This is a genomic window from Mycobacterium sp. E2497, from assembly GCF_001668695.1.
Classification (GTDB): domain Bacteria; phylum Actinomycetota; class Actinomycetes; order Mycobacteriales; family Mycobacteriaceae; genus Mycobacterium.
This window is the reverse complement of the sequence record NZ_LZKD01000184.1, coordinates 16,848-41,475: the sequence shown is the minus strand read 5'-3', so window position 1 is coordinate 41,475 and position 24,628 is coordinate 16,848. Positions and strand designations below refer to the sequence as shown.

Annotated in this window: 25 protein-coding genes; 11 read left to right on the top strand and 14 right to left on the bottom strand. The window is 67.3% G+C overall.

Features of this window, described 5'->3' with window-relative positions; all coding sequences use genetic code 11:
* Positions 1 to 8 precede the first annotated feature (8 nt).
* Positions 9 to 1,379, bottom strand: a complete 1,371-nt coding sequence (locus tag A5713_RS17280) for a glutamyl-tRNA reductase (protein WP_068097472.1) — start codon at positions 1,377 to 1,379, stop codon at positions 9 to 11.
* Positions 1,380 to 1,481: 102 nt separating this feature from the next.
* Positions 1,482 to 1,751: a glutaredoxin family protein gene (locus tag A5713_RS17275; protein ID WP_067923556.1), complete on the bottom strand. Its 270-nt coding sequence runs from the start codon at positions 1,749 to 1,751 to the stop codon at positions 1,482 to 1,484.
* Positions 1,752 to 1,810: 59 nt separating this feature from the next.
* Between A5713_RS17275 and A5713_RS17270 the strand changes: the two genes are divergently transcribed.
* The 7 genes from A5713_RS17270 (at position 1,811) to A5713_RS17240 (ending at position 8,347) form a co-directional block, all read left to right on the top strand.
* A complete protein-coding gene (locus A5713_RS17270) occupies positions 1,811 to 2,119 on the top strand; it encodes a WXG100 family type VII secretion target (RefSeq protein WP_067923541.1) in 309 nt (102 codons plus the stop codon).
* Positions 2,112 to 2,402 (top strand): WXG100 family type VII secretion target, encoded by a 291-nt coding sequence (locus tag A5713_RS17265; protein ID WP_067923553.1) that lies wholly within the window; start codon positions 2,112 to 2,114, stop codon positions 2,400 to 2,402. The genes A5713_RS17270 and A5713_RS17265 overlap by 8 nt, the downstream gene beginning before the upstream one ends.
* 4 nt (positions 2,403 to 2,406) lie before the next feature.
* On the top strand, positions 2,407 to 4,950 hold the full coding sequence (locus A5713_RS17260; protein ID WP_068097470.1) for a TNT domain-containing protein: 2,544 nt from the start codon (positions 2,407 to 2,409) through the stop codon (positions 4,948 to 4,950).
* 23 nt (positions 4,951 to 4,973) lie between these two features.
* Complete coding sequence (locus A5713_RS28375; protein WP_156751921.1) at positions 4,974 to 5,603, top strand: hypothetical protein; 630 nt, start codon at positions 4,974 to 4,976, stop codon at positions 5,601 to 5,603.
* Between the two features lie 337 nt (positions 5,604 to 5,940).
* Complete coding sequence (locus tag A5713_RS17250; RefSeq protein ID WP_067923532.1) at positions 5,941 to 6,852, top strand: HAD family phosphatase; 912 nt, start codon at positions 5,941 to 5,943, stop codon at positions 6,850 to 6,852.
* Between the two features lie 45 nt (positions 6,853 to 6,897).
* Positions 6,898 to 7,407 (top strand): MaoC family dehydratase N-terminal domain-containing protein, encoded by a 510-nt coding sequence (locus tag A5713_RS17245; RefSeq protein ID WP_067923529.1) that lies wholly within the window; start codon positions 6,898 to 6,900, stop codon positions 7,405 to 7,407.
* Between the two features lie 10 nt (positions 7,408 to 7,417).
* The gene (locus tag A5713_RS17240; RefSeq protein ID WP_067923526.1) at positions 7,418 to 8,347 is read left to right on the top strand and encodes a cyclopropane mycolic acid synthase family methyltransferase; all 930 of its coding nucleotides are present in this window, start codon (positions 7,418 to 7,420) and stop codon (positions 8,345 to 8,347) included.
* A gap of 61 nt (positions 8,348 to 8,408) precedes the next feature.
* Here A5713_RS17240 and A5713_RS17235 read toward each other — a convergent pair whose 3' ends face one another.
* The 9 genes from A5713_RS17235 to A5713_RS17200 all read right to left on the bottom strand — a co-directional run bounded on the left by A5713_RS17235 (position 8,409) and on the right by A5713_RS17200 (position 15,870).
* Positions 8,409 to 9,494 carry a lysophospholipid acyltransferase family protein gene (locus tag A5713_RS17235; RefSeq protein WP_197516393.1) on the bottom strand — a complete coding sequence of 362 codons (1,086 nt, stop codon included), beginning with the start codon at positions 9,492 to 9,494 and terminating at the stop codon, positions 8,409 to 8,411.
* Complete coding sequence (locus A5713_RS17230; RefSeq protein WP_068097461.1) at positions 9,476 to 10,603, bottom strand: SDR family oxidoreductase; 1,128 nt, start codon at positions 10,601 to 10,603, stop codon at positions 9,476 to 9,478. The genes A5713_RS17235 and A5713_RS17230 overlap by 19 nt, the downstream gene beginning before the upstream one ends.
* A gap of 51 nt (positions 10,604 to 10,654) precedes the next feature.
* The gene (locus tag A5713_RS27720) at positions 10,655 to 10,756 is read right to left on the bottom strand and encodes a 30S ribosomal protein bS22 (RefSeq protein ID WP_003402602.1); all 102 of its coding nucleotides are present in this window, start codon (positions 10,754 to 10,756) and stop codon (positions 10,655 to 10,657) included.
* 123 nt (positions 10,757 to 10,879) lie between these two features.
* A complete protein-coding gene (locus tag A5713_RS17225) occupies positions 10,880 to 11,134 on the bottom strand; it encodes a cell division/environmental response transcriptional regulator (RefSeq protein ID WP_067917146.1) in 255 nt (84 codons plus the stop codon).
* A 140-nt stretch (positions 11,135 to 11,274) separates the two neighbouring features.
* On the bottom strand, positions 11,275 to 12,150 hold the full coding sequence (gene proC, locus A5713_RS17220) for a pyrroline-5-carboxylate reductase (RefSeq protein WP_197516392.1): 876 nt from the start codon (positions 12,148 to 12,150) through the stop codon (positions 11,275 to 11,277).
* 27 nt (positions 12,151 to 12,177) lie between these two features.
* The gene (locus A5713_RS17215; protein WP_068097456.1) at positions 12,178 to 13,020 is read right to left on the bottom strand and encodes a thioesterase family protein; all 843 of its coding nucleotides are present in this window, start codon (positions 13,018 to 13,020) and stop codon (positions 12,178 to 12,180) included.
* Positions 13,021 to 13,036: 16 nt separating this feature from the next.
* Positions 13,037 to 13,879, bottom strand: a complete 843-nt coding sequence (locus A5713_RS17210; RefSeq protein WP_067928303.1) for a sugar phosphate isomerase/epimerase — start codon at positions 13,877 to 13,879, stop codon at positions 13,037 to 13,039.
* A gap of 24 nt (positions 13,880 to 13,903) precedes the next feature.
* Positions 13,904 to 14,857 (bottom strand): hypothetical protein, encoded by a 954-nt coding sequence (locus A5713_RS17205; protein WP_068097453.1) that lies wholly within the window; start codon positions 14,855 to 14,857, stop codon positions 13,904 to 13,906.
* Positions 14,854 to 15,870 carry a Ppx/GppA phosphatase family protein gene (locus tag A5713_RS17200; RefSeq protein WP_067928309.1) on the bottom strand — a complete coding sequence of 339 codons (1,017 nt, stop codon included), beginning with the start codon at positions 15,868 to 15,870 and terminating at the stop codon, positions 14,854 to 14,856. Before A5713_RS17200 ends, A5713_RS17205 begins: the two co-directional genes overlap by 4 nt.
* 209 nt (positions 15,871 to 16,079) lie before the next feature.
* Between A5713_RS17200 and A5713_RS17195 the strand changes: the two genes are divergently transcribed.
* Positions 16,080 to 16,865 carry a hypothetical protein gene (locus A5713_RS17195; RefSeq protein ID WP_067928310.1) on the top strand — a complete coding sequence of 262 codons (786 nt, stop codon included), beginning with the start codon at positions 16,080 to 16,082 and terminating at the stop codon, positions 16,863 to 16,865.
* Here the strand turns inward: A5713_RS17195 and A5713_RS17190 are convergent.
* The gene (locus tag A5713_RS17190; RefSeq protein ID WP_067928313.1) at positions 16,828 to 17,580 is read right to left on the bottom strand and encodes a FadR/GntR family transcriptional regulator; all 753 of its coding nucleotides are present in this window, start codon (positions 17,578 to 17,580) and stop codon (positions 16,828 to 16,830) included. The genes A5713_RS17195 and A5713_RS17190 overlap by 38 nt on opposite strands.
* Positions 17,581 to 17,622: 42 nt before the next feature.
* Here A5713_RS17190 and A5713_RS17185 point away from each other — a divergent pair, with 42 nt between their 5' ends.
* Genes A5713_RS17185 through A5713_RS17175 form a run of 3 tightly spaced genes read left to right on the top strand, consistent with a single transcriptional unit; the run spans position 17,623 to position 20,758 of the window.
* On the top strand, positions 17,623 to 18,570 hold the full coding sequence (locus A5713_RS17185; protein ID WP_068097450.1) for a hypothetical protein: 948 nt from the start codon (positions 17,623 to 17,625) through the stop codon (positions 18,568 to 18,570).
* Entirely contained in the window at positions 18,567 to 18,896 is a 330-nt protein-coding gene (locus tag A5713_RS17180) for a hypothetical protein (protein ID WP_067928318.1), read from the top strand. Before A5713_RS17185 ends, A5713_RS17180 begins: the two co-directional genes overlap by 4 nt.
* On the top strand, positions 18,893 to 20,758 hold the full coding sequence (locus tag A5713_RS17175) for a GMC family oxidoreductase (RefSeq protein ID WP_068097447.1): 1,866 nt from the start codon (positions 18,893 to 18,895) through the stop codon (positions 20,756 to 20,758). The genes A5713_RS17180 and A5713_RS17175 overlap by 4 nt, the downstream gene beginning before the upstream one ends.
* 20 nt (positions 20,759 to 20,778) lie before the next feature.
* On the opposite strand, the gene A5713_RS17170 is transcribed toward A5713_RS17175, so the two are convergent.
* A complete protein-coding gene (locus A5713_RS17170) occupies positions 20,779 to 23,715 on the bottom strand; it encodes an RND family transporter (protein WP_068097444.1) in 2,937 nt (978 codons plus the stop codon).
* Positions 23,712 to 24,134: an MmpS family transport accessory protein gene (locus A5713_RS17165; RefSeq protein WP_197509341.1), complete on the bottom strand. Its 423-nt coding sequence runs from the start codon at positions 24,132 to 24,134 to the stop codon at positions 23,712 to 23,714. Before A5713_RS17165 ends, A5713_RS17170 begins: the two co-directional genes overlap by 4 nt.
* Positions 24,135 to 24,628 lie beyond the last annotated feature (494 nt).

Here is a 24,628-nt window from a genome sequence, read left to right as displayed (position 1 = left end):
CAATCGGCTTACTCGGCGGACGGTTCGTGCGTTCCGACGTCGAATCCCGTTGCGATGACGGGCAATTCGCCAGCGGCAACGGCGTCGACAGCGGTCTGGTCGAGTTCGAAGAGTTCGCGCAACGCCTCGGCGTAACTGTCCCCTCCGGGGGCGCTGGCGAGTTGCTTGATCCGCACGGTGGGCGCATGCAGCAGCTTGTCCACCACCCGCCGCACGGTGCGCGCCACCTCCTCGCGCTGGGCGCTCTCCAGGCCGGGCAGCCGGTTGTCCAGGCGCAGCAGCTCCGCCTCCACCACGTCGGCGGCGCGCTGCCGCAGCGCGGTGACCGTCGGGGTGACCTCGGCCATCCGCTGGCCCGCCAGGTAGGCGGCGACTTCGGCGGCCACGATGTGGCGGGCGGCGTGCACGTCGGAGGCCGCCGCGTGCGCCGACGGCTCGTGCTGGACGCGGTCCACGTCGATGACCCACACACCGGGCAGACCGGCGACAGCCGGGTCGACGTCGCGCGGCATGCCGAGGTCGCAGATCACCAAGGGCCGGGTCGACTCGTCACGGCGCGCGGCCGCCAGCGCGAGGTGCACATCGGCCAGCGTGACCACCGGGCTCACCGCACCCGTGCAGCTGACCACGACGTCGGCGTCCGCCACCGCGTCGGCCAAGCGGTCGAGTGGCATCGCGTCGGCCCCCACGCCGGATTCGCGGAGCCTGCGGGCCAGCCGCTGCGCGCGCGACAAGGACCTATTCAGGACGTGCACCTGTCCGATGCCGGCCCGGGTCAGGTGGGTCGCCGCCAGGGCGCCCATCGCGCCGGCACCGACCAGCGCGGCCGTCTTGCCCTCCATGCCGTCCAGCCGGCGTTCGGCCATGTTCAGGGCGACCGACACCACCGAGGCGCCGGCCGCGTCGATGGCGGTCTCCGAGTGCACCCGCTTGCCCACCGACAGCGCCCGCTGGGCCAGCTCGTGCAGCACCCGGCCGACGGTCCGGTTGGTTTCCGCCGTGGCATACGCGCGGCGCACCTGGCCGAGCACCTGCTGCTCACCGACGACCGCGGAGTCCAGGCCGCTGGCCACCGCGAACAGATGCTCGACGGCGGCCTCGCTGTAGCGGACGTACGCGTACTTGGTCAGGTCCCCCATTGACATTCCGGAGTGATCCGACAGCACCTGCCCGATCGCCGCCAAGCCGCCGTGGAAAGCATCCACCACCGCGTACACCTCGACGCGGTTGCACGTCGAGAGGACCATCGCCTCGGTCACCAGCGGCGACTGCAGCACCCGGTCGACGATCTTGCCCTGATCGGCCTCGTCGATGGTGAGTTGTTCCAGGACGGAGACCGGCGCACTGCGGTGCGAAACCCCGAAAAGCAGGACGCTCACGGCAGCATCACCTGGCCAGCTCCCTTGCTTTCTCCAGTAATTGAACTGGTTTCCAAGGTAATCGTTTATCAGGTGGGCTACCAAATAATCGCCCGGCCACCCTCATCTCCCGAGATCCGCGCGCAGCCGGGCTTCGTCGATGTCCCAGTAGCTGTGCTCGCGGCCGTTGAGCAGGACCACGGGCAGCCGATCGCCGAACTCCGCCCGCAGCGCCGGGTTCCCCGCCGTCGCGGCGGCGTCGACGTCGGTCGTCGACAGGTCGAAGCCCAGCTCAGCGGCCAGTTCGGCCAGCCGGGCATGTACGCGCTCGCAGATGGTGCAGCCGTCGCGGGTCAAGAGCTCAACGTGCGGCCGGCCGGTCGCTTCGGTCATGGGCACCAGTGTGGCATCGGTGACTTGTGGACCCATCTACCAGGCGTTATGTTCCGGTCATGGCCGACGAGACTGTGCGGGTTGACCCGGTGGTGATGCAGAGCCACGCCATGTCCATCGGCGGCGCCGCCGAGCACCTTTCGGCTGAGTTGACCCAGCTCGACGATCAGGTGGGCCAGTTGTTGGGCGGTTGGCAGGGCGCGGCGGGGACCGCGTACGGCTCGGCGTGGGAGCTGTGGCATCGAGGGGCTCGCGAGGTGCAACAGGGCCTGTCCCTGTTGGCGCATCTGGTGGGCCAGGCCGGCGAGGGCTATCAGAGCAACGAGGCCGGGGCCGCCCAGGCGGAACGCGCGGTGCGTGGTGGCTGAGGCATTTCGGGTGGACCCTCAGGCGTTGGCCGACGTGGTGCAGCGGATGGCGGCGTTCCAACGCTACGCCGAGGACATGATCACCGAAATCGATTCGCGCGTAACGCGTCTGCACACCACATGGACGGGGCAGGCCGCGGCCGCCCATGCTGAGGCGCATCAGCACTGGGTGCGCGGCGAGGCGATGATGCGCGAGGCGCTGGCGCAACTCGAGAAGGCAGCCACGACAGCGCACGGCAACTACACCGGAGCCATGTCGACGAATCTCGGTATGTGGTCGTGACCCGATGGCGCCGCTGGCGTGTGACCCGACGGCCCTAGACCGCACCGGCGCGACGGTGCTGGCCGCCGGCGAGTCGCTGGGATCGGTGATCTCCGGCTTGACTGCGGCGCTGGGCGGCAGCACGGGCATGGCCGGCGATGATCCGGTGGGCGCGGCGCTGGGCCGCGCGTATGACGGCGCGGCGGCCAAGGTGATCGACGCGATGGTCAGCACCCGCAACGGGTTGTGCAGTATCGGCGACGGGGTGCGGGTGTCGGCGCACAACTACGCGCTGGCCGAGGCGTTGTCTGATGTCAATGGCCAAGCCGCGGGTCTGCCCGCACCTCAGGTGACCGCGCCCATGACCGTCGGCGCGAAGCCGCCGTCGGCGGTGGGCACCGGCAGCGCCGCCCCGGCGGGCTGGGGCTGGGTGGCCCCCTACATCGGAATGATCTGGCCCAGTGGCGATTCGGCGAAATTGCGAGCCGCCGCGGCGGCGTGGGCAACCGCGGGCGCCAACTTCATGGCCGGCGAGACCGCGGCGGGCGGCGGGACGATGGCCGCCATTGGCGCCCAACAGATCCCGGAGGGCGCTGCCATCAACAAGGCGTTGGCGGATGCCTCCGAGGCCACCATCAACGTCGCACGCCAGTGCCAAACGATCGCCGCGCAGCTCAACGGCTACGCGGCCAAGGTCGACAAGGTACACGCGGCGATTCTGGATTTGTTGTCGCGCATCTGCGATCCGCTGACCGGAATCAAAGAGGTCTGGGATCTGCTCACCGACGAAGACGAAGACGAGATCAAAAGGATCGCCGACGACATCCGCACGGTGGTCGACAACTTCGCGGGCGAAGCCGAGACGTTGGGCGCCCAGATCAACGCCGCCATGACCGCCGCCGTCGCCGCGGCTGAAGCCATGGGCCGGTGGACGGGCAAAGAATGGGACCACTTCCTGCACGGCACCTCGGTGGGCAGAGTCCTCAACCACGTGGGCCAGTCCCTGAAGGGTGTCGGTGTGGAGGCCTGGGATTGGCTCGAGGGCATGGCAAAATTCAGCCCGAGCCGACTCCAATCCGATCCGGTGGGTTACGGCAAAGACGTCATCGGCATGGTTGCCGGCGAGGCGCCTCTCGTGGGCTTGGGCCCCGACGGGGGGCCCGGAGTGGCCGAGTCCTGGAAAGCGCTGGGTAAGCAGGTCACCCACTGGGACGAGTGGGGTACGAACCCGGCCGAAGCGTTCGGAAAGACCCTCTTCGACGTGGGGACTCTGGCGCTGCCCGGCGGCCCACTGTCAAAGCTCGGCAAGCTGGGGCGCGGCCTTGGCGACGTGGTGAGAGATGCGCCGAAGCCGCCGTTGCCGGACGCCGCGAAACCGCCCTCGGTGAAGCCCCCGGCGGAACCACCCCCGGCCGCACCCAAGCCACCGGAATCGGGACCGCCCGCGACCCCCGGCAAGCCGGAACCGGGCAAGCCCGCGCCCCCCGCCTCGGGCAAGCCGGCACCCGGGCCCGCTGACGGCCCTCTGCCGCACAGCCCGACGGAGTCGAAGCCACCGGTCGGCGAGAAGCCCCCCGCCGGTGAGCCGCCCAAACCGGCCGCCGCGCCGACCGAGCCCGTTGGCAAACCGGCAATGCCCGCGCCGGCCGAACAGGCGCCCCTACCCCACCCGAAGCCGGCGGAGCCAGTGCCGGCCCACGCGCCGTCTCCTCCCGGCGAACCGGCCGCGGCTCCCAGCGCGGGTCTGCCATCGCTACCGGAGCCACACCTGCCGACGCCGCCTTCGGTGCCCATGGGCGGAGCGCCCGCCGAAGCACCTCCCGGCCTCGGTGAAATACCCCACGAACCAGGCGTCCATCCACCCGAAATGCCTGGTCCCCAAGATGGCGGCCCGCCGCATCTACCTGATGAAGGCCCGCCGCATGGGCCCGGTGACAACACCCCGCAACATCACCCGGGCGAAAGCAATGGACCGCATCATGGCGACAACCACGGACCGCATCCCCCCGGCGATGAGAACGCGCCGCAAGACTCGCACCCGGACGACGGCGGCGATACGCCTAGTCATCATCCCCACGGCGGCGGCGATCATGACCCACCTAAGGCGAGAGACGTTTTTCCTGACGCCAAAGAGTTTGGTGAACTCTCGGAAGACCAATACCGACAGCTATTTGTAGACGAAGACGGCAACCTGAGATATCCCGACGTAAACGATCCCGCAAAGCCTTACGCTGTTGCAGGTACTGTCCGGAATTTCACACCTGCTGATATCGCTTCGTTGGACCGCCAATGGCTAGATCGTATCGGCCATCCCGCCGGGAATTGGCTCGCTTTCGAAGGGACACCATATGAGGGACGCTCACTGCCTCACACGAGCCTAGATAAACCCTATCAAGCCTACCAAGTTGACGCATCGGTCGGCCTTCCGCCCGGCTGGAAAATAGAATTCTCTATTGCGGCGCCTTGGTTCGGACACCCCGGCGGTGATCCCCAGCTTCTTATACTGGCGCCAGAGGGTGAGGAAGCCAGCGTTCAACAGCTTATTGACACAGGGTTCTTGAAGGACTGAACACTATTCTCAAGGAGGGCAGCGTGGCTGACGAATACCACGTCAATTTGAAGGACTTTCCCCCGGAGTTATACCGGATCGTCAAATCGTGGTACTCATGGCAGGAGGTTTACCTTCGCAGAACGGGTAGTTCACTACTGCAGGGCGAGTTCTTATCAGGAGAGCGCAGCCGCGAATCTACTTGGGGGACAAAGCCACCCAGGATGTCCGAGGAGAAGGAACTCTGTTTCATCGATGATGGAGAACTTTCATACTACCTCGTGATAGCAGACGACAAATACTATATCGATAAGAAGTCTCGAAGCTCGCGAGAACGCTATTGGATGTTCAGACGATTCGAGGATGCCGAGAAGTATGTGTTGTTCCTTATAAGCCAAGCAGCGAGGCCGGGGAAGTACAGCGATTCTCCGAGCTTCCGTTGGTATCGAGAAGGCCTGAATCCTGAGGTCACCCTGACGAAGCCCGATCCCGTGAATTTTCCTGGACGCGTCAGCATGACGGTTGACCATGAGCCGAGTGACCGCGGATGGATGCCGGAGCACGACGCGATCGCAGCATCGCATTTGATCGTTCTTAGTTTCGAGGAACTTGACGAAGTGCTGCGGCAGGGAATTCCACGTGACTGGTTCAATATCAAGATTGTGGCTAGTTGAGAGCTCGACCAATCACATTGTCGAAGAACCGCTTTGTCGTCCGGAGGGCTGACCGGGGCACCTACTCTCCGGCATGCCGGGAACGAACATTTCAAAGTCCTACCCCCGCGGCAATAGCTACGCTGGGCGATCCGCTCCGTTCCGCGAGTGTGAAGTTAAGTTCACGTTCGGGGCCGAGCGTGAAGTTAACTTCACGTTCGGACGCGCCAGGCTCGGCAGGCCAGCGTCGATGTGAGCTTGCCGAAGACGCAACGCATCCCCCGCCTCCCGCCCGATAGGGTTAGACATCGGGACCCACTGGGTCGCCAGGCAACACAGCGATCTAGGAGGTTTGGCGATGACTTCCTCTGAACCGGGCAACGGAGACGTCAGTCGCGTTGACTTGGAGTCGCTGGCCGCCGACGCCAGCGCCGCCCGCGCGCTGGAAGGCCTGCAGGCCGAAAAAGCCGCCACCGACGAGGACCGCCCGCAGCCGCCGATCGACCTGACCGCGGCCGCCTTCTTCGACGTCGACAACACTCTGGTGCAGGGCTCGTCGGCGGTGCACTTCGGTCGCGGCCTCGCGGCGCGCAACTACTTCACCTATCGCGACGTGATCGGCTTCATCTATGCCCAGGCCAAATTCCAGATCCTCGGCAAGGAGAACAGCAACGACGTCGCCGCCGGCCGGCGCAAAGCGCTCGCCTTCATCGAGGGCCGATCGGTCGACCAACTGGTGGCACTGGGTGAGGAGATCTATGACGAGATCATCGCCGACAAGATCTGGCCGGGCACCCGCGAGCTCACCCAGATGCATCTCGACGCGGGCCAGCAGGTGTGGTTGATCACCGCCACGCCTTACGAACTCGCGGCGACCATCGCGCGGCGGCTCGGCCTGACCGGCGCCCTGGGCACCGTCGCCGAATCGGTCGACGGCGTGTTCACCGGGCGGCTCGTCGGCGACATCCTGCACGGCACCGGGAAGGCGCACGCGGTGCGTTCGCTGGCGATCCGGGAAGGCCTCAACCTCAAACGCTGCACCGCCTACTCGGACAGCTTCAACGACGTGCCCATGCTCTCCCTGGTGGGCACCGCCGTGGCCATCAATCCCGACGCCCGGCTGCGCACCCTGGCCCGCGAACGCGGCTGGGAGATCCGCGACTTCCGCACCGCGCGCAAGGCCGCCAGGATCGGGGTGCCGTCGGCATTGGCGCTGGGGGCTGCCGGCGGGGCACTGGCCGCGGTGGCGTCCCGGAGGCAATCGCGCTGATAGGCTGCGCCGCTGAGACATATTCGAGCGGAGAGCGATAGCGGCATGACGACCCCCAAAGAAGCCGAAGGACTCATCGGCAGCCATTACCGGGCACCGGACTACTTCCTCGTCGGGCGCGAGAAGATCCGGGAGTTCGCGCTCGCCGTCAAGGACGACCACCCGACGCACTTCAGTGAGGAGGCGGCCGCGGCTGCCGGGTATGACTCGCTGGTGGCACCGGTGACGTTCCTCGCCATCGCCGGACGGCGTGTGCAGTTGGAGATCTTCACCAAGTTCAGCATCCCGATCAATATCGCGCGGGTGATCCACCGCGACCAGAAATTTAAATTCCACCGGCCGATCGTCGCCGGCGATAAGCTGTACTTCGACACCTATCTCGACTCGGTGATCCAATCCCATGGCACCGTGCTCGCTGAGATCCGCAGCGAAGTGACCGATGTCGATGGGAACCCGCTTATCACCAGCGTCGTCACGATGTTGGGGGAAGCGTCAACCGAAGCTGACACTGAAGCAACAGTGGCCGCGATTGCATCCATATCAGCCGGAAAGTAGGGTCCGATCAATGACGTCACAGGGGGAAACGGGTAGCACCCAACTCAAGCCACCGGTCGAAAAGGTGCGCTCCCATTACGACAAGTCAAACGAGTTCTTCAAGCTGTGGCTTGACCCGTCGATGACCTACAGCTGCGGTTACTTCGACGAGAATCCCGATCCCAACAACCTCACCAAGACGCTGGAAGAGGCGCAGTACGCGAAGCGCAAACTCGCGCTGGACAAGCTCAACCTCGAGCCCGGCATGACCCTGCTCGACATCGGCTCCGGCTGGGGCTCGACCATGCGGCACGCGGTGCAGGAGTACGACGTCAATGTCATCGGCCTGACGCTGAGCGAGAACCAATACGCCCACTGTGTGGCCGAGTTCGAAAAGATGGACAGCCCCCGCCGCAAAGAAGTGCGGATCCAGGGCTGGGAGGAATTCCCCGGTGACGTACCGATCGACCGCATCGTGTCTCTGGGCGCGTTCGAGCACTTCGCCGACGGCGCGGGTGACGCCGGGTACGAGCGGTACGCGACCTTCTTCAAGAAGTACTACGACCTGCTGCCCGACGACGGCCGCATGCTGCTGCACTCGATCGTGGTCCCTAGCCGCGAAGAGGGCAACGCGATGGGCTTGAAGGTGAACATGACCCTGCTCCGGTTCATCAGCTTCATCCTGAAGGAGATCTACCCGGGCGGAAAGTTGCCCCAGGTCAACTTGGTCGACAAATACGCGACTGACGCCGGTTTCAAGATCGAGCGACACCACTTCATCGGCAAGAACTACGTTCCGACGCTGACCGCCTGGGGGGATGCCCTCGAGGCGCACAAGGAAGAGGCGATTGCCCTGAAGGGGCAGGAGACCTACGACATCTACCTGAAGTACCTGCGCGGCTGCTCGGACCTGTTCCGCGACGGCTACACCAACGTCTGCCAGTTCACGATGGTCAAGTAAGTCGCCCGAGGACGCCCCGGAACCAATTGGCTCCGGGGCGTTTTCGCGTTGAAAAGCGTCTTTAGCCGAAGAAGATGTTGCGACGGCCCGCGAGCAACCGGTACAGCGTCTGCTGGATGGTCTCGCGGACCTGATCGGTCAGCTCGAAGGTCACCATCGGGTCTTCTGCGTCGGAAGCGGCGAAGTCGTTGGTGTAGATGGGCTCACCGAAAGCGATGCGCCACTTCGACGGCAGCGGCACCAGACCCGCGGGCCCGGCCAGCGGAAAGAGCGGCGTGATCGGGAAGTAGGGCAGTCCGAACAGGCGGGCCAGCAACTTCACGTCGGTCAGCATCGGGTAGATCTCTTCCGAACCGATGATCGAGCACGGGATGATGGGGGCCTTGGTGCGCAGCGCCGCCGTCACGAAGCCGCCGCGGCCGAAGCGCTGCAGCCGGTAGCGGTCCTCGAAGCGCTTGCCCAGACCCTTGTAGCCCTCCGGGAACACAGCGGTCAGCTCGCCGGCGGCGAGCAGCCGGTGCGCGTCCGTCGTGCAGGCCATGGTGTGACCCGCCTTGCGCGCGGCTTCGCCCACGACGGGCAGGTCGAACACCATGTCGGCAGCCAGCAACCGCAGGTCGCGGTGTGCGGGATGCTCGTCGTGCACCGCCACCGACAGCATCAGCCCGTCGAAGGGCAGAACCCCGGCGTGATTGGCGACCACCAGCGCGGGACCTTCGCTGGGCAGGTTCTCCACACCGCTGACCTCCACCCGGAACCAGGACCGGAAGAAGAACCGGAGCAGGGGGCGGACGATGGCGCTGTTGAAGTGCGGATCGAAGCCGAATTCGTCGACGGCGTAGTCACCGGTGATCCGCTGGCGCACGAATCCGGTCACCGCGGCGACGCGTTGAGCCAGTTCGTTGAGCGGGACCTCCGACGACCCGGCGGCGGCGCGACGGTGCTCATCGATTTCACGGACGACGGCCGCGATCTGTTCGGCGGACGCCCGACCGTGGGGATCAGAGAGCAGGGAGGGATGCTGGCGAGAGGACTCCGCGCGCTGATCGGCTTTCCGGCGTGCCGCTACCCGACCCCGATTCGTGTGCAGCGGAATGACATTCGCTCTGGTTTCACCCGCCACAATACCTACCTGACCCCACCCCACGGAACTGGATTTCGACCACCCCAGCGCTGAGCTAAAGATACGGCGCGACCCTCCAGGGAGCGTACCCGATGTGGGTCGATAATGGGAGTCATGCCTCGGCCCCGGACGTAATCGTCAAAGGCCTCGGCCGTCGTCCATTTCGGCTGGTAGCCGAGCTCCGAGCGCATCCGGGTGGTGTCCATGACCCGGCCGTAACTCAGGTAGGCAAACTGGTCGCGGCTGATCTCGTTGTAGCGATTGGCCCGCCTCAGCGAATCCAGCGCCCAGACGCCAAACCCTGGCACCGGCAGAGGAATCCGGCCGGCGCGACGGATCGCCTGCGACAGCATGATGATCCCGTCGGCCCCGATGTTGAAGGTGCCGGCCTTACCGGCCATCGCCGCGCGCTCCAGCGTGCCCAGCGCGTCCTGCTCGTGCAGCAACTGCAGTCGCGCGTCGCGACCGAACATCGTGGGCACCAACGGCCCGGCCAGATACCGCGACAGCGTGGTGTCCATGGCCGGCCCGATCATGTTCGCCAGCCGCAGGATCGTCACGGCGATATCGGGCCGGCGCCGACCCAGGCCGCGCGCGTAGGCCTCAATGTCGAGGCTGTCCTTGGCGAAACCGCCGCGCAGGGGACGGCGACTGGTGCTGTCCTCGGTGAACATCACCGGATCGTGCGCGCTGGACCCGTACACCTCCGACGTGGACTTGAGCACGACGCGGCGCACCGACGGCGCCTTCTGACAGGCCGCGAACAGCTGCATCGCGCCCATCACGTTGATTTCCTTCAGCGCCGCGGTGCCCCCGGACCGCGGCGCGTAGGACGCCGCTGCCGCGTGCACCACCGTGTCGACCTCGCCGTTACGAATCACCTTGGCGATGAAGGGATTACGGATGTCGGCACGAACGAACTCGGCGCGGCCCATCCGGCGCAGCATGTCCTTGCTGGGCGCGATCGCGTCCACCGCGATGATCCCTTTGATCATCGGGTTCTGCGCGAGCCGAGCCGTCAGGTAACCACCCAGGAACCGGCACGCACCGGTAACCAGGACAATCTTGGGGTAATGCACCGTGTTGCTCGTGGTGTCGCCGGTTCCGGCACCTTCCCCACTCGACTGATCCACCCAAACAGCCTATCGACTCCGGAGACCGCAGCACTACGCCGCGGCTGGGCCCTACTTGCCGAGTTTTCTGCGCTGCACCCGGGTGCGACGCAACAACTTGCGGTGCTTCTTCTTCGACATGCGCTTGCGCCGCTTCTTGATTACTGAACCCATGAACTCCGCTATCTGACCCGTGACCTGCTTGCAGGATTGACCCGGACACTTTACCCGGCGGGATACGCCCAACACCAAACCGGCGCCGGCGCCCGCCGCGTGATCGCGGATTGCGGTTTCGGGTCAGCCCGCGTCGAAGTAAGACGTCTCGAGCATGTCGTGCACCGCCTTGGCGTGCACCCGGAACGACCGCCCGACCCGGACCGCGGGCAGCTCGCCGTTGTGCACCAGCCGGTACACCGTCATTTTCGAGACCCGCATCAACGCGGCCACCTCGGCGACGGTCAAGAATTGTGTCCTGCCCTGCTGGCCCTCGCTGGGACCGGTGTCCCGCTTACCAGCAGAATCTCGCGCCGATGGCCCGTTCGTAGACGTCATCGCAACCCAATCGTGTCAGGCCCGCGCAATGCCAGCGGCTTCCCCTCCGCTGGCACCCACACGTGCATACAAAGAGGAGAATAGCGGGACTAATGGGGTTACTGGTACTGGTGGGGGACAATCAGTTCAAATTTCTTGGATTACTCCGATGTAATTCTTAGCTGCTCAGAGCGCGTTTTGGCGGCCTGAACGGCCGCATCGACGGCCGCCCGCAGGCCGCCCCGTTCCAGTTCGCGAAGCCCCGCGGCGGTGGTGCCCCCGGGTGAGGTGATGGCGGCGCGCAGCTGCGTCGGCGTGGCGTCGACGCGCAACCCCGGGCCCTCCCCTTCGCCCGGTCGCCGCTCGCCGTCCATCCGTTCCAGCAGCATGGCCGCCGAGCCCGCCATCGTCTGCGCCGTCAGGTCGGTGGCCACGTCGCGGCTCAGCCCGGCGGCAACCCCGGCGTCCACCAGGGCCTCGACCATCAGGAAGAAATACGCCGGTCCAGACCCGGAGAGCGCGGTCACCGCGTCCATTTGGGCTTCCGGCACCGTGAGCACGCCGCCGACCGAATCGAACAAGGCCGAGACGCCCTCCAGCTGCCCGGCGGTGACGAACCGGCCCTTGGCCAGCGCGGTCACCCCGGCGCTGACCAGCGCCGCCGCGTTCGGCATCGCCCTGACCACCGGCGTGCCGGCGGGCAGCTTGGACTCGAAATACGAGATGCCGATCCCCGCCGCCACCGTGACGAACACCTGCTCGGCGGTGTCGCTCTCGGACGCCGCGGCCACCCGGGCCAGCTCCGTCATCACCGGCTCGACGTCGCCGGGCTTCACCGCGACCACCACGAACGACGCGTTCTCCACCGCCTCGGCCACCGAGGTGACCAACACGGAATAGGTGGCGGCCAGATACTCGGCGCGCTCCGGCACCCGCTCGGCCACCACCAGGTCCTTGACCTGCCGGCCCGCCCGCAGCAGACCCGACAGCAGAGCCTCCCCGATGCTGCCGCCACCGACGATCGCGATTCTTGCCATGCCCGACAGCATCGCAGACAGCGGCGGCTACCCGGCGGCAGGGACCAATGCCAATTGGCGGGCTTGCACCACCAAGCGGCCCAGACTGTCGACCACGGTGTGGTCCTCGTCGAACCAGTCGTGCCCGATCTCGGTACACGTCGCGATGATCCGCAGCCACCCGTCGGCGGGCAGGCCGCGCAGGAAAGCGGTCAGCTGGATGGTGGGAGCCCAGCCGGTGCGCTCCACCGCGAAGGTCACCGGCGCCGACAGATCCCCGCACATGAGCGCGAACAGCCCGTCCGGGGCCACCCCGCGCGGGCGCGCCCACATCTGGATCACCGGCGGGCCTCCGTCGGCGGGTGGCTCCAGGCTCGACAGCACCGGCCGCACGTCGCAGCCTTCGCCCAGGTGCACCAGGCCGGCCAGCGGGTGGCCGGGCCCGATCGGTGCGACGTCGTCGGGCGGCTCGGGCGGCATCAGGCCCACCACCGGGTTGGCCGACAGCAGCGGCTTGGCTTCGCCATCGGGTGGGAAATGCTCCGGCTCGCCGAGGTTGACCACCGCATGCACGGCCGTGCGGTCGCCCTGGGTGAGCTCGACGTCGACGACGCTGATCCGGCGGCCGCGCTTGCGGATCGAGGTGACCAGCCGCATCGGTCCCGGATCGGGGGCCCACAGGAAGCTGGCCGACACCGCGACCGGTTCCAGGGCCGGTTCGAGGCCGGCCGACGGCCCACCGCAGGCGGTGCGGGCGGCTTTGGCGCACAGCGCCAGCATCGCCCCGCCGTGCACCTTGGGCCCGATGGTCCAGTGCTTGTTCAGCTCGCCTTCGAAGGTGCCGGGGCCGACCTCCCGCAACGCCATTGCGGTGGTGAATAACGCGTTCATGGTCTCCTGGATCTGATCAGCGCAGCAGGTGCGTGCGGGCGAACTGCAACGACTCGGCGAGCATGCTCTCGCGCTCGTTGGCTGAACGCGCGCTGGACGTCGACACCTCCAGGATGACGTGGCCGGCGAAGTGGCTGCCGGCCAGCATCTGGCAGACCTCGGCGGTGGGCTGTGTGCCCCGTCCGGGCACCAGGTGCTCATCGGCGGGCAGGCCGCTGCCGTCGCACAGGTGCAGATGGACCAGCCCATTCCCCATCCGTTGCGCCATGTCCAGCGAGTCGCTGCCCGCGGTCGCGGTGTGCGACAGGTCCAGCGTGTAGTGCGCGTGGTTGCCGTCCAGCGGGTCGTATGAGGGCGCGAACGCCGAGATCGCCGGGCCGGGGCCGCCGCCACGCCGGCGCATCCGTTCCCGCGACTGGCCCGAGCCGAAAAACCGGTCGGCCCGGAACGGGAACATGTTTTCCACCGCGACCAGCACGTCGCTCGACGCTTCCAGGGCGGCGACCTGGTCGCTGAAGCCCTCGGCATAGCGACGCTGCCAGCGAAACGGCGGGTGCACGACGACGGTCTGTGCACCCAGCTGTTCGGCGGCCCGCACACTGCGGTCCAGCTTCGGGATCGGGTTGGCTCCCCACACGCGCTGGGAGATCAGCAGGCAGGGGGCGTGCACGGACAACACCGGCACGCGGTAGCGCCGGGACAGTTTGGCGATGGCGTCGATGTCCTGGCTGACCGACTCGGCCCACACCATCAGCTCGACCCCGTCGTAACCCAGCCGGGCCGCGTACTCGAACGCGGCCTCGGCCCGCAACGGGTATACCGAGGCCGTGGAGAGTCCGACTTTGATAGCTGGGCGCAACGGTCTGTGTGGTTCCGGGTCCGCCTAGCCTGACTGCAAAGACAGCGCCAAGGGGCCCAGGGTGATCAGTGCCCCCACCGCGACGGCGATCAACGTGCTGGCGATGTCCTCCGTCTTGCGCACCACCCGGACGCCGACCACCAGGCCGAGGATCACCAGCACCGAGAGCACCAACGCCACGATCCTGTTCCAGCGCCACAGCTCGTCGAACGCGACGAACAACCCGGCGCCGAAAGCGACGGCCAGGATGGACTGGAACACCACCAGGCTGCCGCGCCACAGCGCCTCGAGCCGGCCCGCCGGGTGGACCTCTGTGGCCCGGTCGGCCTCGTCCTCGAGGTGGCCCTGCTCGCGCTCCTCGTGCGGCAAGAATCCGGCGGCCAGCAGGTCCGCGTCCTCTTCGGCCTCGTCGGTCTCGGTCTGCAGGAAGGAGCGGACGTACGCGGAGTCCTCCAGCGCGGGTTCGGCCTCGCGCACCTCCGAATCCATCACGTCCACCGGGAGGTCGGTGTAGTGGTCCATCGGGTCGGGATTCATGCCCTCGGCGCCGGATCGCCCGGTGCCGTTGGTCTCCCCCGCCTCGCCATGGCTCAGCGGGCGCGGGTAGGCACTGCGCTCCGGTCCCGCTGCTTTCTTGGGCTGCGACGGCGACTTGGGCCAGCGCGGCTCCGGCTGCGACCAATAGGCGGCGGGCCTGCTCTCGGTTTGCTGCCGGGGCGCGGCCCGCTCGGTGACGGGCTCCTCGGCTACCGGTTCTGCGCTGGGCCGCCCGGCCGTGCGCGGGTCCTCCTGGTCGTCGCGGATGACCGGGATCTCGCCGGTCAGCTCGGCGACGGTCACCGCGTCGCTATCGCCGCGGCGCCGGCGACGCCGCCGCGTGACCGCCGGGGCGCCGATGGTTCCGTTCTTGGCCAGAAGTTCGGCCACCGAGATCGGCCGAGTGCCGGGGCTCTCGGTCTCGGAGTGTGGTCCGGTCATGCTTTGTCGCCTCTCGATCGGTTGCCGTCCCGATCACCTGCCTGGCCTCCAGCATCGCGCACGGATCGCTTCATGAGGGGCGTTCCGTCGGCTTCGCTGTCGAGTTTGCGCAAGATGAGACCTTCCCGTAACGCCCACGGGCAGATATCCACCGATTCAATCGACAGCGCTCGCATACTCGCCTCCGCCACCAGCGCACCCGCCACGATCTGCGGCGCCCGCTCGGCGCTCACCCCTTCCAGTTCTGCCCGGTCGGCGGTCGTCATCCTAGAGATGAAAGATATGAGTTGCCTGAGGCCGTTTGCTGTGAGCGTCCTTTTCACCCGCGGTCCGGCGGCCGACGGCGCCGCGCCGGTGAGCCTCGCCAGCGAGCGGAACGTCTTCGACGTCGCCACCGCCAGGTCGGGCGCGCCGGCTTCGAGCACCGTCACGGCGGAATCGGCGAGCTCGGCGTCCAGCCAATCCCGCAGCATGCCGACCCGGCGCCGCCCGGGCGGATCGTCGGGCAGCCACTCGCGGGTCAGCCGGCCGGCGCCCAGCGGCAGCGACAAGGCCACCTCCGGCTCCTCGTCGACCCCGCTGGACATCTCCAGCGAGCCGCCGCCGATGTCGAGGTTGATGATTCGACCGGCGCTCCACCCGTACCAACGGCGCACGGCCAGAAAAGTCAGCCGGGACTCGTCGACCCCGCTCAGCGCCTCCAGCTCGACACCGGTCTCTTTGCGGACGCGGGTGAGCACGTCCTCGGAGTTCACCGCGTCGCGCAGCGCGGAGGTGGCAAACGCCATTAGCTCGGCGCAGCCCGAACTGTCCGCGATCTTGGCGAACTCGTCGATGGTGGAGATCAGCTTCTCCGCGCCCCGCTTGGTGATCTTGCCGGAGCTGTCGATCGACTCGGCCAGCCGCAGCGTCGCCTTCGTCGAACTCATGGGCGTGGGGTGCCCACCACGGTGCGCATCAACCACCAGCAGGTGAACCGTGTTGCTGCCCACGTCGAGGACGCCCAATCGCACGGGAAACAACCTAGTCGGGCGACGATGCGGGCCGCCTCGCGGCCCGCTGAGGAGCACGACAATTTAACCTTGCGGGCGACGATGCGGGCCGCCTCGCGGCCCGCTGAGGAGCACGACAATTTAACCTTGCGGACGACGATGCCGGCCGCCTCGCCGGGCCCCGAGTGTCAGCGGGCCGAACAGCCGGAATCGTCGTCTAACGTGGACCCGTGGCGAATTCTTACCCGGAGCGGGGAAACGAGGTCGAACTGGACTTCGCCCGTGAGTGGGTGGAGTTCTACGACCCGGACAATCCCGAGCACCTGATCGCGGCCGACCTCACCTGGTTGCTGTCCCGCTGGACATGCGTGTTCGGCACGCCCGCCTGCCACGGCACGGTGGCCGGTCGCCCGGATGACGGATGCTGCTCGCACGGGGCGTTCCTGTCCGACGACGACGACCGCGCCCGGCTCGACGACGCCGTGCAGCAACTGACCGACGAAGACTGGCAATTCCGCGAAAAGGGCTTGGGCCGCAAGGGATACCTGGAACTCGACGAGCACGACGGACAGCCCCAGTACCGCACCCGTAAACACAAGGACGCCTGCATTTTCCTGAACCGGCCCGGCTTTCCGGGCGGCGTCGGATGCGCGCTGCACAGCAAGGCCCTCAAGCTGGGCGTCGCCCCCCTGACCATGAAGCCCGACGTCTGTTGGCAGTTGCCCATCCGGCGCAGCCAGGAATGGGTGACGCGGCCCGACGGCACCGAGATCCTCAAGACCTGGGTCACCGAATACGATCGGCGCGGCTGGGGCTCCGGGGGCGCCGACCTGCATTGGTATTGCACGGGCGACCCAGGCGCCCATGTCGGGGCCCAGCAGGTCTGGCAGAGCATGGCCGACGAGCTGACCGAGTTGCTCGGCGCGAAGGCCTACGCCGAGCTGGCGGCGATGTGCAAGCGGCGCAGCAAGTTAGGCCTCATCGCGGTGCATCCGGCGACTCGACTCGCCGAGTAGCCTCAGTCCTGTTGTAGGCCAAGACCATTCGCCCCGCACTCGCGTTCAGGTACTCCTCGACCGCGGCCGCGGCCGCGGCCTCGTCGCCCGCCAGCACGGCGTCGGTGATCGCGGCCAGCCCGGCCACCACGGGCGCGGCGTCGTCGTAGGCGGCGGTGAGCTCGTGCTCGCGGCCCCCGAAGGCGTGCTCGACCCAGCGATACAGCAAAGCCAGCGCCCGGTTGCGGCTCAGCTGGATCAGCACCCGGAAGTAGGCCAGGTCGGCGGCTTGGCGCGCCTCCGCGCTGTCGGCCTCCCGGACCGCGGCGAGCGCGCCGCGCAGGGCCTGCGCATCCTCGGCGCCGCCCCGTCGCGCGGCCGACCTCCCGATCAGCGGGCCCAGCGCGGCCCGGATCTCGAACAGCTCCACCAGGAACTCGGGCCCCAGTTTGCGGACCAGCGCCTCGACCACCGCGGGGTGGGTGAGCGCCTGCGGGTCCGCGACCACGTTGCCGCTGCCGTGCCGGGCCTCGACCAGGCCCATCTGCTGCAGCCGGGCCAGCCCCTGCCGCAGCGACGTGCGGTTGACGCCGAGCTGCTCGGCCAGGTCGCGCTCGGGCGGTAAGGCCGAGCCCGGCGGAAACGCGCCGTCGAGGATGGCGTCGGTGATCGACGCGGCGATCTGTTCATCGACGCGTTGGCGATCGAGGGGACGCAGCGGACTTGACTGGTTCATTGGTTCAACCAATATAGTGGACGAACCCATCGGAGGTGAGCAATGGACGAGGACACGCGATCGGCCTCGGCGCCACGCTGGCGCGGCGCGGCCGGCCGCCTGGAAGTCTGGTACGCCACGCTGTCGGATCCGACGACGGGCGCGGGGCTGTGGGTGCACTGCGAGACGGTGGCCCCACTCGTTGGCGACGACCCCTACGCGCACGGCTGGGTCACCTGGTTTCCGCCCGACGGCCCGCCCCTCACGGGGCGGTTCGGGCCCGTGCCGACCCGGCCGGCGACCGGCCCGTGGTGGTTCGACGCCGCGGGCGTGCGGGTGGGCGACAAACAGCTCAGCGGGCACGCCGGGTCACTGGCGTGGGATCTGTCCTGGACGGACACCGGCGCTCCGCTCTGGACGTTTCCCCGTGCGGCGTGGGACCGCGAGCTGCTGCCGGGCGCCCAGGTCGTCCTCGCCCCGACCGCCGACTTCACCGGCTCGCTGACCGTGGGCGACGCCGCCGCGCCCATCGAAGGGTGGCGCGGCGGCGTCGCCCACATCTACGGGCACGGCAACGCCAAACGCTGGGGATGGGTGCACGCCGACCTGGGCAACGGCGACGTCATGGAGGTGGTCACCGCGGTCTCGCACAAGCCGGGGCTGCGCAGGCTGGCACCGATGGCGTTCGTTCGGTTCCGTATCGACGGAAAGGATTGGCCCGCAGGGCCTTTACCGTCGCTGCGCATGCGGACGACGCTGGGCCTGCAGCACTGGCAACTGGAGGGACGCATCGGCGGTCGTCGGGTGCTCATCCGGGTCGACCAACCGGCGGAGAAGTGCGTGAGCCTCGGTTACACCGATCCCGACGGCGGCAAGGCGGTGTGCACCAACACCGAACAGGCCGACGTCCACATCGAGATCGACGACCGGCGTTGGTCGGTGCTCGGTCATGCCGAGGTCGGCTTGCGCGGCGCCGAGGCACCCGACCTCAACGAAAGGATTCCGACATGAGCTTTCTCCTCGACCCCCCGCTGCTGTTCGCCGCCGGAGCGCTGATCGAGCGGCAGGTGCCTTCGGATCGTCGCGACGTCGCCGAGGCCGCCACCCTGGGCGTCTTCTTCGGCGGGTCGTTCGGGCTCTACAACAACGTGCCCGGGCTGGGCCTGCTGTGGCGACCCTTCCGCGCCCGCAATGGCCGCGACTTCATGTGGAACAGCGGGGTTTTCAGCGTGCAGACCGAAGAGCTCGACTGGCCCATGCATGCCGCGGCCGGGGCCATTTTCGCCACCTATCCGTTCTTCATCAAGATGGGCCGCCGCTTCGGACGCCTGCTGTGAGCCGTCTCGCCAGCCGGGCGACCGCCGCGTTCGGCACCGCGCTGCTGCCGCAGGAGTGCGGCGGCCCCCACCCGGCTCAGCTGGTCGAGCGCATCGAACGCTATCTCACCCAGTTGCCGGTGACGTCCCGGCTGGGTGTGCGCGCCGGGATGGCATCGGCAGCTGCCGCAAGCTATCTCACCACCGGACGATCATTGTCGCGACTGAGCCCTGACCGGCGCGACCAGGTGCTGCGGCGGGTGGCATCGCTCAGCCCGGAGGCCGGTGCGGCCGTCGAAGCCGTGAAGGCAATCGTGTTGCTGGCCAACGGCGCCGATGCCTACGCACCGGAACTCTTCGCCCGCGCGAACCGGCATGACGTGGCGCGGCCCGATGCGGACCTGGCCGTCACCGTGTCGGCCGACAGCCCGTCCGTCGTCATCGCCGACGCCGTGGTGATCGGTTCCGGGGCCGGCGGCGCGATGGTGGCCCGCACGCTGGCGCGCGCGGGGCTGGATGTCGTCGTGCTCGAAGAGGGCCACCGCTGGACGGTCGAGGAGTTCCGCACCACCCATCCGATCGACCGCTACGCGGGGTTGTACCGCGGCGCCGGGGCCACCGTCGCCCTGGGACGCCCGTCTGTGGTGCTGCCGATCGGTCGCGCGGTCGGTGGGACCACCGTCGTCAACTCCGGCACTTGCTACCGGCCGCCGGAGGCGGTGCAGCGGCGCTGGCGCGACGAATTCGGGCTTGCCGTGGCCGATTCGGACCGGCTGTCGGCGCACCTCGACGATGTCGAACGCACGCTGCGGGTCGCCCCGGTGCCGCTGGAGATCATGGGCCGCAACGGACACCTGCTTCTCGGCGGCGCCGCCGCGCTGGGCTGGCAGGCCGCGCCCATCCCCCGCAACGCGCCGGGCTGTGAGGGGTGTTGCCAGTGCGCGATCGGCTGCCCCCGCAACGCCAAGTTCGGCGTGCACCTCAACGCGCTGCCCGAGGCGTGCGCGGCGGGCGCGCGAATCATCTCCCACGCCCGCGTGGAACGGGTGCTGCACCGGCACGGGCGCGCTCGCGGGGTGCGCGCGCGCCGACCCGACGGCACCGCGCTGGACGTCATCGCCGACACGGTCGTCGTGGCCGCCGGAGCCACCGAGACGCCAAACCTCTTGCGGCGCAGCGGTCTTGGCGCACACCCCCGCCTCGGGCACAACCTCGCGTTGCATCCGGCGACCGTACTCGCCGGACGCTTCGAGGACGACGTCGTCGCCTGGCATGGTGTGCTGCAAAGCGCGGCCGTCCATGAGCTGCACGAGTCGCACGGTGTGCTGATCGAGGCGACATCGACCCCGCCGGGGATGGGGTCGATGGTGTTTCCCGGCTACGGCGCCGAGCTGCTCGGCTGGCTGGACCGGGCGCCGCGGGTGGCGACGTTCGGCGCCATGGTGGCCGACCGCGGGGTGGGCTCCGTGTCGTCCGTGCGCGGCGAGACCGTCATCCGTTACCCCATCGATCGAGGCGACGTCGCCAAGCTCATGACGGCGATGGAGGCCATGGGCCGGTTGCTGTTCGCCGCGGGTGCCGTTGAGGTGCTCGCCGGCTTGCCCGAGGCGAACACGGTCGCGTCGCTGCCCGCGTTGCAGGATGCGTTGCGCCGAACCAACCCGAGAAGCCTGCACCTGGCCGCTTTTCACCCGACGGGCACGGCGGCCGCCGGCGTCGACGATCAGCTCTGCCCGGTCGACCAGACCGGCCGGCTGCGCGGCGCCGACGGGGTATGGGTGGCCGACGCCTCGATCCTGCCCAGCTGCCCGGAGGTCAACCCGCAGGTGTCGATCATGGCGCTGGCGCTGGGGGTGGCCGACGAGGTGCTCGGCGCGCGCTGAGTCCCCGTGCTGTGCCGCCGCTACGACCGCGCGTCCGCCGGGGCCGCGTGCCGCGGCTGATGCAACAGCGCCCGCACCAGCGGGCGCGGCCCGACGGACCGAAGCATCTGGCTGGCCGGGCGGACCCGCACCCGCTTCGGCCACCAGAACCAGCGCCCCATCACCGTCATGATCGACGGCGTGATGAGAGATCGGACGACGAAGGTGTCGAACATCAAGCCGAGCCCGATCGTCGTGCCGAACTGGCCGATCGCCCGGAGATCGCTGGTGATCATCGTGGCCATCGTGACGGCGAACACCAGACCGGCCGCCGTCACCACCGGGCCGGTGAGACCCATGCCGCGGATGAGTCCCGTTTTCAGGCCGGCTCCGATCTCCTCTTCGATCCGGGACACCAGCATCAGGTTGTAGTCCGACCCCACCGCCAGAAGCACAATCAATGCGAATTCTGTTGCCACCCAGTGCAACTGGAAATGGAGAAGGTGCTGCCAGATCAGTGTCGAGAAGCCGAAGGCGGCTCCCAGCGACATCACGATCGTGCCGACGATGACGCCCGCAGCGACCAAAGCGCGGGTGACGATCACCATGATGATGAAGATGAGCACGATCGAGGCGATCGCGGCGATCAGCAGGTCGAACTTGGCGCCGTTGGCGATGTCGTAAAACGTTGCGGCCGTGCCGCCCAGGTAGATGTCGGCGTTTTGCAGCGACGTGAGTTTGAGCGCCTCCTTGGCCGCGTTGCGCTCCTGGTTGACTGACGCGATTCCCTCAGTCGTCGCCGGATCCACCGAGTGGGTGATGATGAAGCGCGCAGCCTTGCCATCCGGCGACACCATCAAGCTCAGCCCCAGTTGGAAGTCCGGGTTACTGAAAATCTCGGGCGGCAGGTAGAAGAGGCTCTCAATCTGAGAGTCGTTGAAGGACTTGCCCATTACGGCGTTCGTGTCGGTCAGCCGGTCGAATTGATTGATCAGGCTGTCGAACGTGCTGTAGATGGTCCACGTCGTATCCCGGATCGCCTTCGAGGTGGCGATGTTCTGCGGAATGATCGCCAGCAGCTCGCGCGTGGCCGCGGCCGTGTGGTTGAGATCGTTGGTGAGATTGTGGAATTGCTCGGCGAGTTTGTCGAACCCGTCCAGGGCGTCGAACAGGCTTCGCAGCGACCAGCAGATCGGGATGTCGTAGCAGTGTCTCTCCCAGTAGAAGTAACTGCGAATCGGCCTCCAGAAGTCGTCGAAATCCGCGATGTGGTCCCGGATTTCGTCTGTGATGGCCGCAGTGTTTTCCGCGGTTTTCGCGCTGTCGTCGGTGGCGTTCGCGAGATCCTGGGTCACCTTGTACTGGCGCTCCAACAGGGAGATCAGGGTGTCCAGATCACCGATGATCTTCTTGATATCGGCGACACGGTCTTTCAGGTAGTTCAGGTTGCTCCGGATCGGCGCGGTTTGCACACTGAGCTGGAACGGAACGGATCCGTCTTGGATTGGCGGCCCGAGGGGTCTGGTGATGCTCTGCACCCGTTCGATGCCGGGCACCCGGAAGATGGCTCCGGCGATCTTGTCCAGCACCAACATGTCGGTGGGATTGCGCAGATCGTGGTCTGATTCGATCATCAGCAGGTCCGGGTTCAGCCGGGCCTGGGTGAAGTGTTGATCGGCCGCGTCGTACGCCTGAACCGAGGACGCGCTCTTCGGCAGGTAGTACAGGTCGTTGTAGCGCGGGTTGAAGCCCGACAACCCCAGGGCGCCGACGATCGCCAGGATGACGGAGGTCGCGAGGATGGGTGCCGGCCACCGCACGATGGCCGTCGCCAGGCGGCGCCACCGCGTGTAGTTGAACTTTCGCTTCGGATCGAACAGACCGAAGCCGCTCGCGAACGCGATCAGCGCCGGTGTCAGGGTCACGCCGGCGGCCACCACCACCAGCAGACCGATGGCGCACGGAAACGCCAGCGAACTGAAGTAGGGCAGCCGAGTGAAATGCAGACAGGCCAGCGCCCCGACGATCGTCAGACCCGAACCCAGCACCACCTTGCTGACCCCGGCGAAGGTGTCGTAGTAGGCGGCTTCGCGGTCCAGTCCCCGCTCGCGGGCCTCCTGGTAGCGGCCGACCATGAAGATCGCGTAGTCGGTACCGGCGGCGATGGCCAGTGCCGTCAGCAGGTTGACGGCGAAGGTCGACAACCCCATGATTCCGGTGTCGCCCAGCAGCGCCACCACGCCCCGGCCGGTGGCCAGTCCGGCGAACAGAATCACCATCGTCAGCAGCACGGTGCCGATGGACCGATAGACGAACATCAGCATGATCGCGATGATGATGATCGTGATGATCGTCATCTTGAACAGGCTGGCGTTACCCACGACGATCGTGTCGTCGGTCAGGGCTCCCTGCCCCGCGACGTAGGCCTTCACCCCCGGCGGCGGCTTTGAGTCCGCGACGATCTTGCGAACCGAGTCAACCGACTTGTCGCCGACTGCGCCGCCTTGGTCACCCCGCAGGTTGACCTGGACGTAGGCGGACTTGTGGTCATAGCTCTCGACACCGGAGGCCGTAAACCGCTGACCCCAGAAGTCGAGCGCATGCTCGACGTGTGCGGTGTCCTGCTTGAGCTTCTTGACCAGATCGTCGTAATACCGGTGAGCGTCTTGGCCGAGCGGCTTGTCACCGACCAGCGTCACCAGGACGAGGTTGTCGGAGTCGTACTCCTTGAACTTCTCCCCGATGTGTTTCATCCCGGTCACAGAGGGCGCGTCGGATGGCGAGAGCGGCACCGAGACGTCCTCGGCAACCTTTTCCAACTGTGGGACGAAGACGTTGACGCCGACCGCGATCAGCAGCCAGGCCACGACGATCGGCAGCGCCAGCACACGGATGGTGCGGGCCAGCCGCGGTTTGTGCTCGACTTCGGAGCGCCGCGCCACAGGGATTTCGTCCGTGTCGCTCGTGTCGTCGGTCACGCGGACTTGTCCAAGCAGGAAACCTGCGCGTCACGCGTGTCGACCTGTTGCTGATCGACCAATTTGCCGTCGACGGTGATCCGGCAGCCGATCGAGGGGCTGTCACCCTGGGCGACGACGTAGGCGAAGATACCCGGCATCTCGGCGACTATCGTCTGCGACCACGGCAACGTGGTGAAGTTGGCCTTCTGCGGTTGTGCGTCCGCATCCATCCAGTTGACGACGCCGGCGGTCCCGGGCGGTCCCAGGATTTCGTAGATGGCGGTCTTGGCCGCGTACGGCGGCGTCGCATCCCGCGCATCGGGCTTGGGCAAGCCGGGTCCCGGGAAGACGCCGTTGAGGCGATCCACTGCAACGCCGCCGATGATCGCTGCCACGACGACGACCAGCGCCACCCATCCCCGCTTGAGAAGCGTCAACACCGTTCTCCCCCATCACGAACGCCCGTTGGGCTGATGCTAAGGCGTTTCATCTGTTCAGGCATTTCGTCGCGTGCGCCACGGCTAGCCGAACACCATGGCTGCCGATTTAATTCCTGCGGTGCGGCGTCGCGTCACAGCCACGGCGCCCGCCCGGGGCCGTGACCGCACCGCTCGTCGTACCCGGCCTGGGCCGCTCGCCGACACCCACTGGCGTCGCAGACATGGAAACCGCTTGCGCTGCAGTCTGTTTCGCTGCCATGCGCCGGCCCAGGGCCTATTAGCCTGTCACGCCGCCGATTTCATCGAGATGATCGCGCGGGCCGGGTCGGACCGCGACGCAATCGACAACGAACCGCGAAAGAATTAGTTTCAAAAAGTAATTCGCTGGAGTTGGCGATTTTGGGTTGAATTGCACACTTGGCGATTTTCCGAAATGCAGAAACCGGCAGCGATCGAGGGCCCCTGCGCGTACCCTGACGACATGGCTACCA

Coding starts and splice junctions, on each gene's coding strand:
- A5713_RS17225 (WP_067917146.1), bottom strand. CDS start 11,134: ATGACGTCTACGAACGGGCCATCGGCGCGAGATTCTGCTGGTAAGCGG.
- A5713_RS17250 (WP_067923532.1), top strand. CDS start 5,941: ATGACTTCCTCTGAACCGGGCAACGGAGACGTCAGTCGCGTTGACTTG.
- A5713_RS17190 (WP_067928313.1), bottom strand. CDS start 17,580: ATGAACCAGTCAAGTCCGCTGCGTCCCCTCGATCGCCAACGCGTCGAT.
- A5713_RS17215 (WP_068097456.1), bottom strand. CDS start 13,020: ATGAACGCGTTATTCACCACCGCAATGGCGTTGCGGGAGGTCGGCCCC.
- A5713_RS17240 (WP_067923526.1), top strand. CDS start 7,418: ATGACGTCACAGGGGGAAACGGGTAGCACCCAACTCAAGCCACCGGTC.
- A5713_RS17270 (WP_067923541.1), top strand. CDS start 1,811: ATGGCCGACGAGACTGTGCGGGTTGACCCGGTGGTGATGCAGAGCCAC.
- A5713_RS17245 (WP_067923529.1), top strand. CDS start 6,898: ATGACGACCCCCAAAGAAGCCGAAGGACTCATCGGCAGCCATTACCGG.
- A5713_RS27720 (WP_003402602.1), bottom strand. CDS start 10,756: ATGGGTTCAGTAATCAAGAAGCGGCGCAAGCGCATGTCGAAGAAGAAG.
- A5713_RS17185 (WP_068097450.1), top strand. CDS start 17,623: ATGGACGAGGACACGCGATCGGCCTCGGCGCCACGCTGGCGCGGCGCG.
- A5713_RS17180 (WP_067928318.1), top strand. CDS start 18,567: ATGAGCTTTCTCCTCGACCCCCCGCTGCTGTTCGCCGCCGGAGCGCTG.
- A5713_RS17260 (WP_068097470.1), top strand. CDS start 2,407: ATGGCGCCGCTGGCGTGTGACCCGACGGCCCTAGACCGCACCGGCGCG.
- proC (WP_197516392.1), bottom strand. CDS start 12,150: ATGGCAAGAATCGCGATCGTCGGTGGCGGCAGCATCGGGGAGGCTCTG.
- A5713_RS17275 (WP_067923556.1), bottom strand. CDS start 1,751: ATGACCGAAGCGACCGGCCGGCCGCACGTTGAGCTCTTGACCCGCGAC.
- A5713_RS17205 (WP_068097453.1), bottom strand. CDS start 14,857: ATGACCGGACCACACTCCGAGACCGAGAGCCCCGGCACTCGGCCGATC.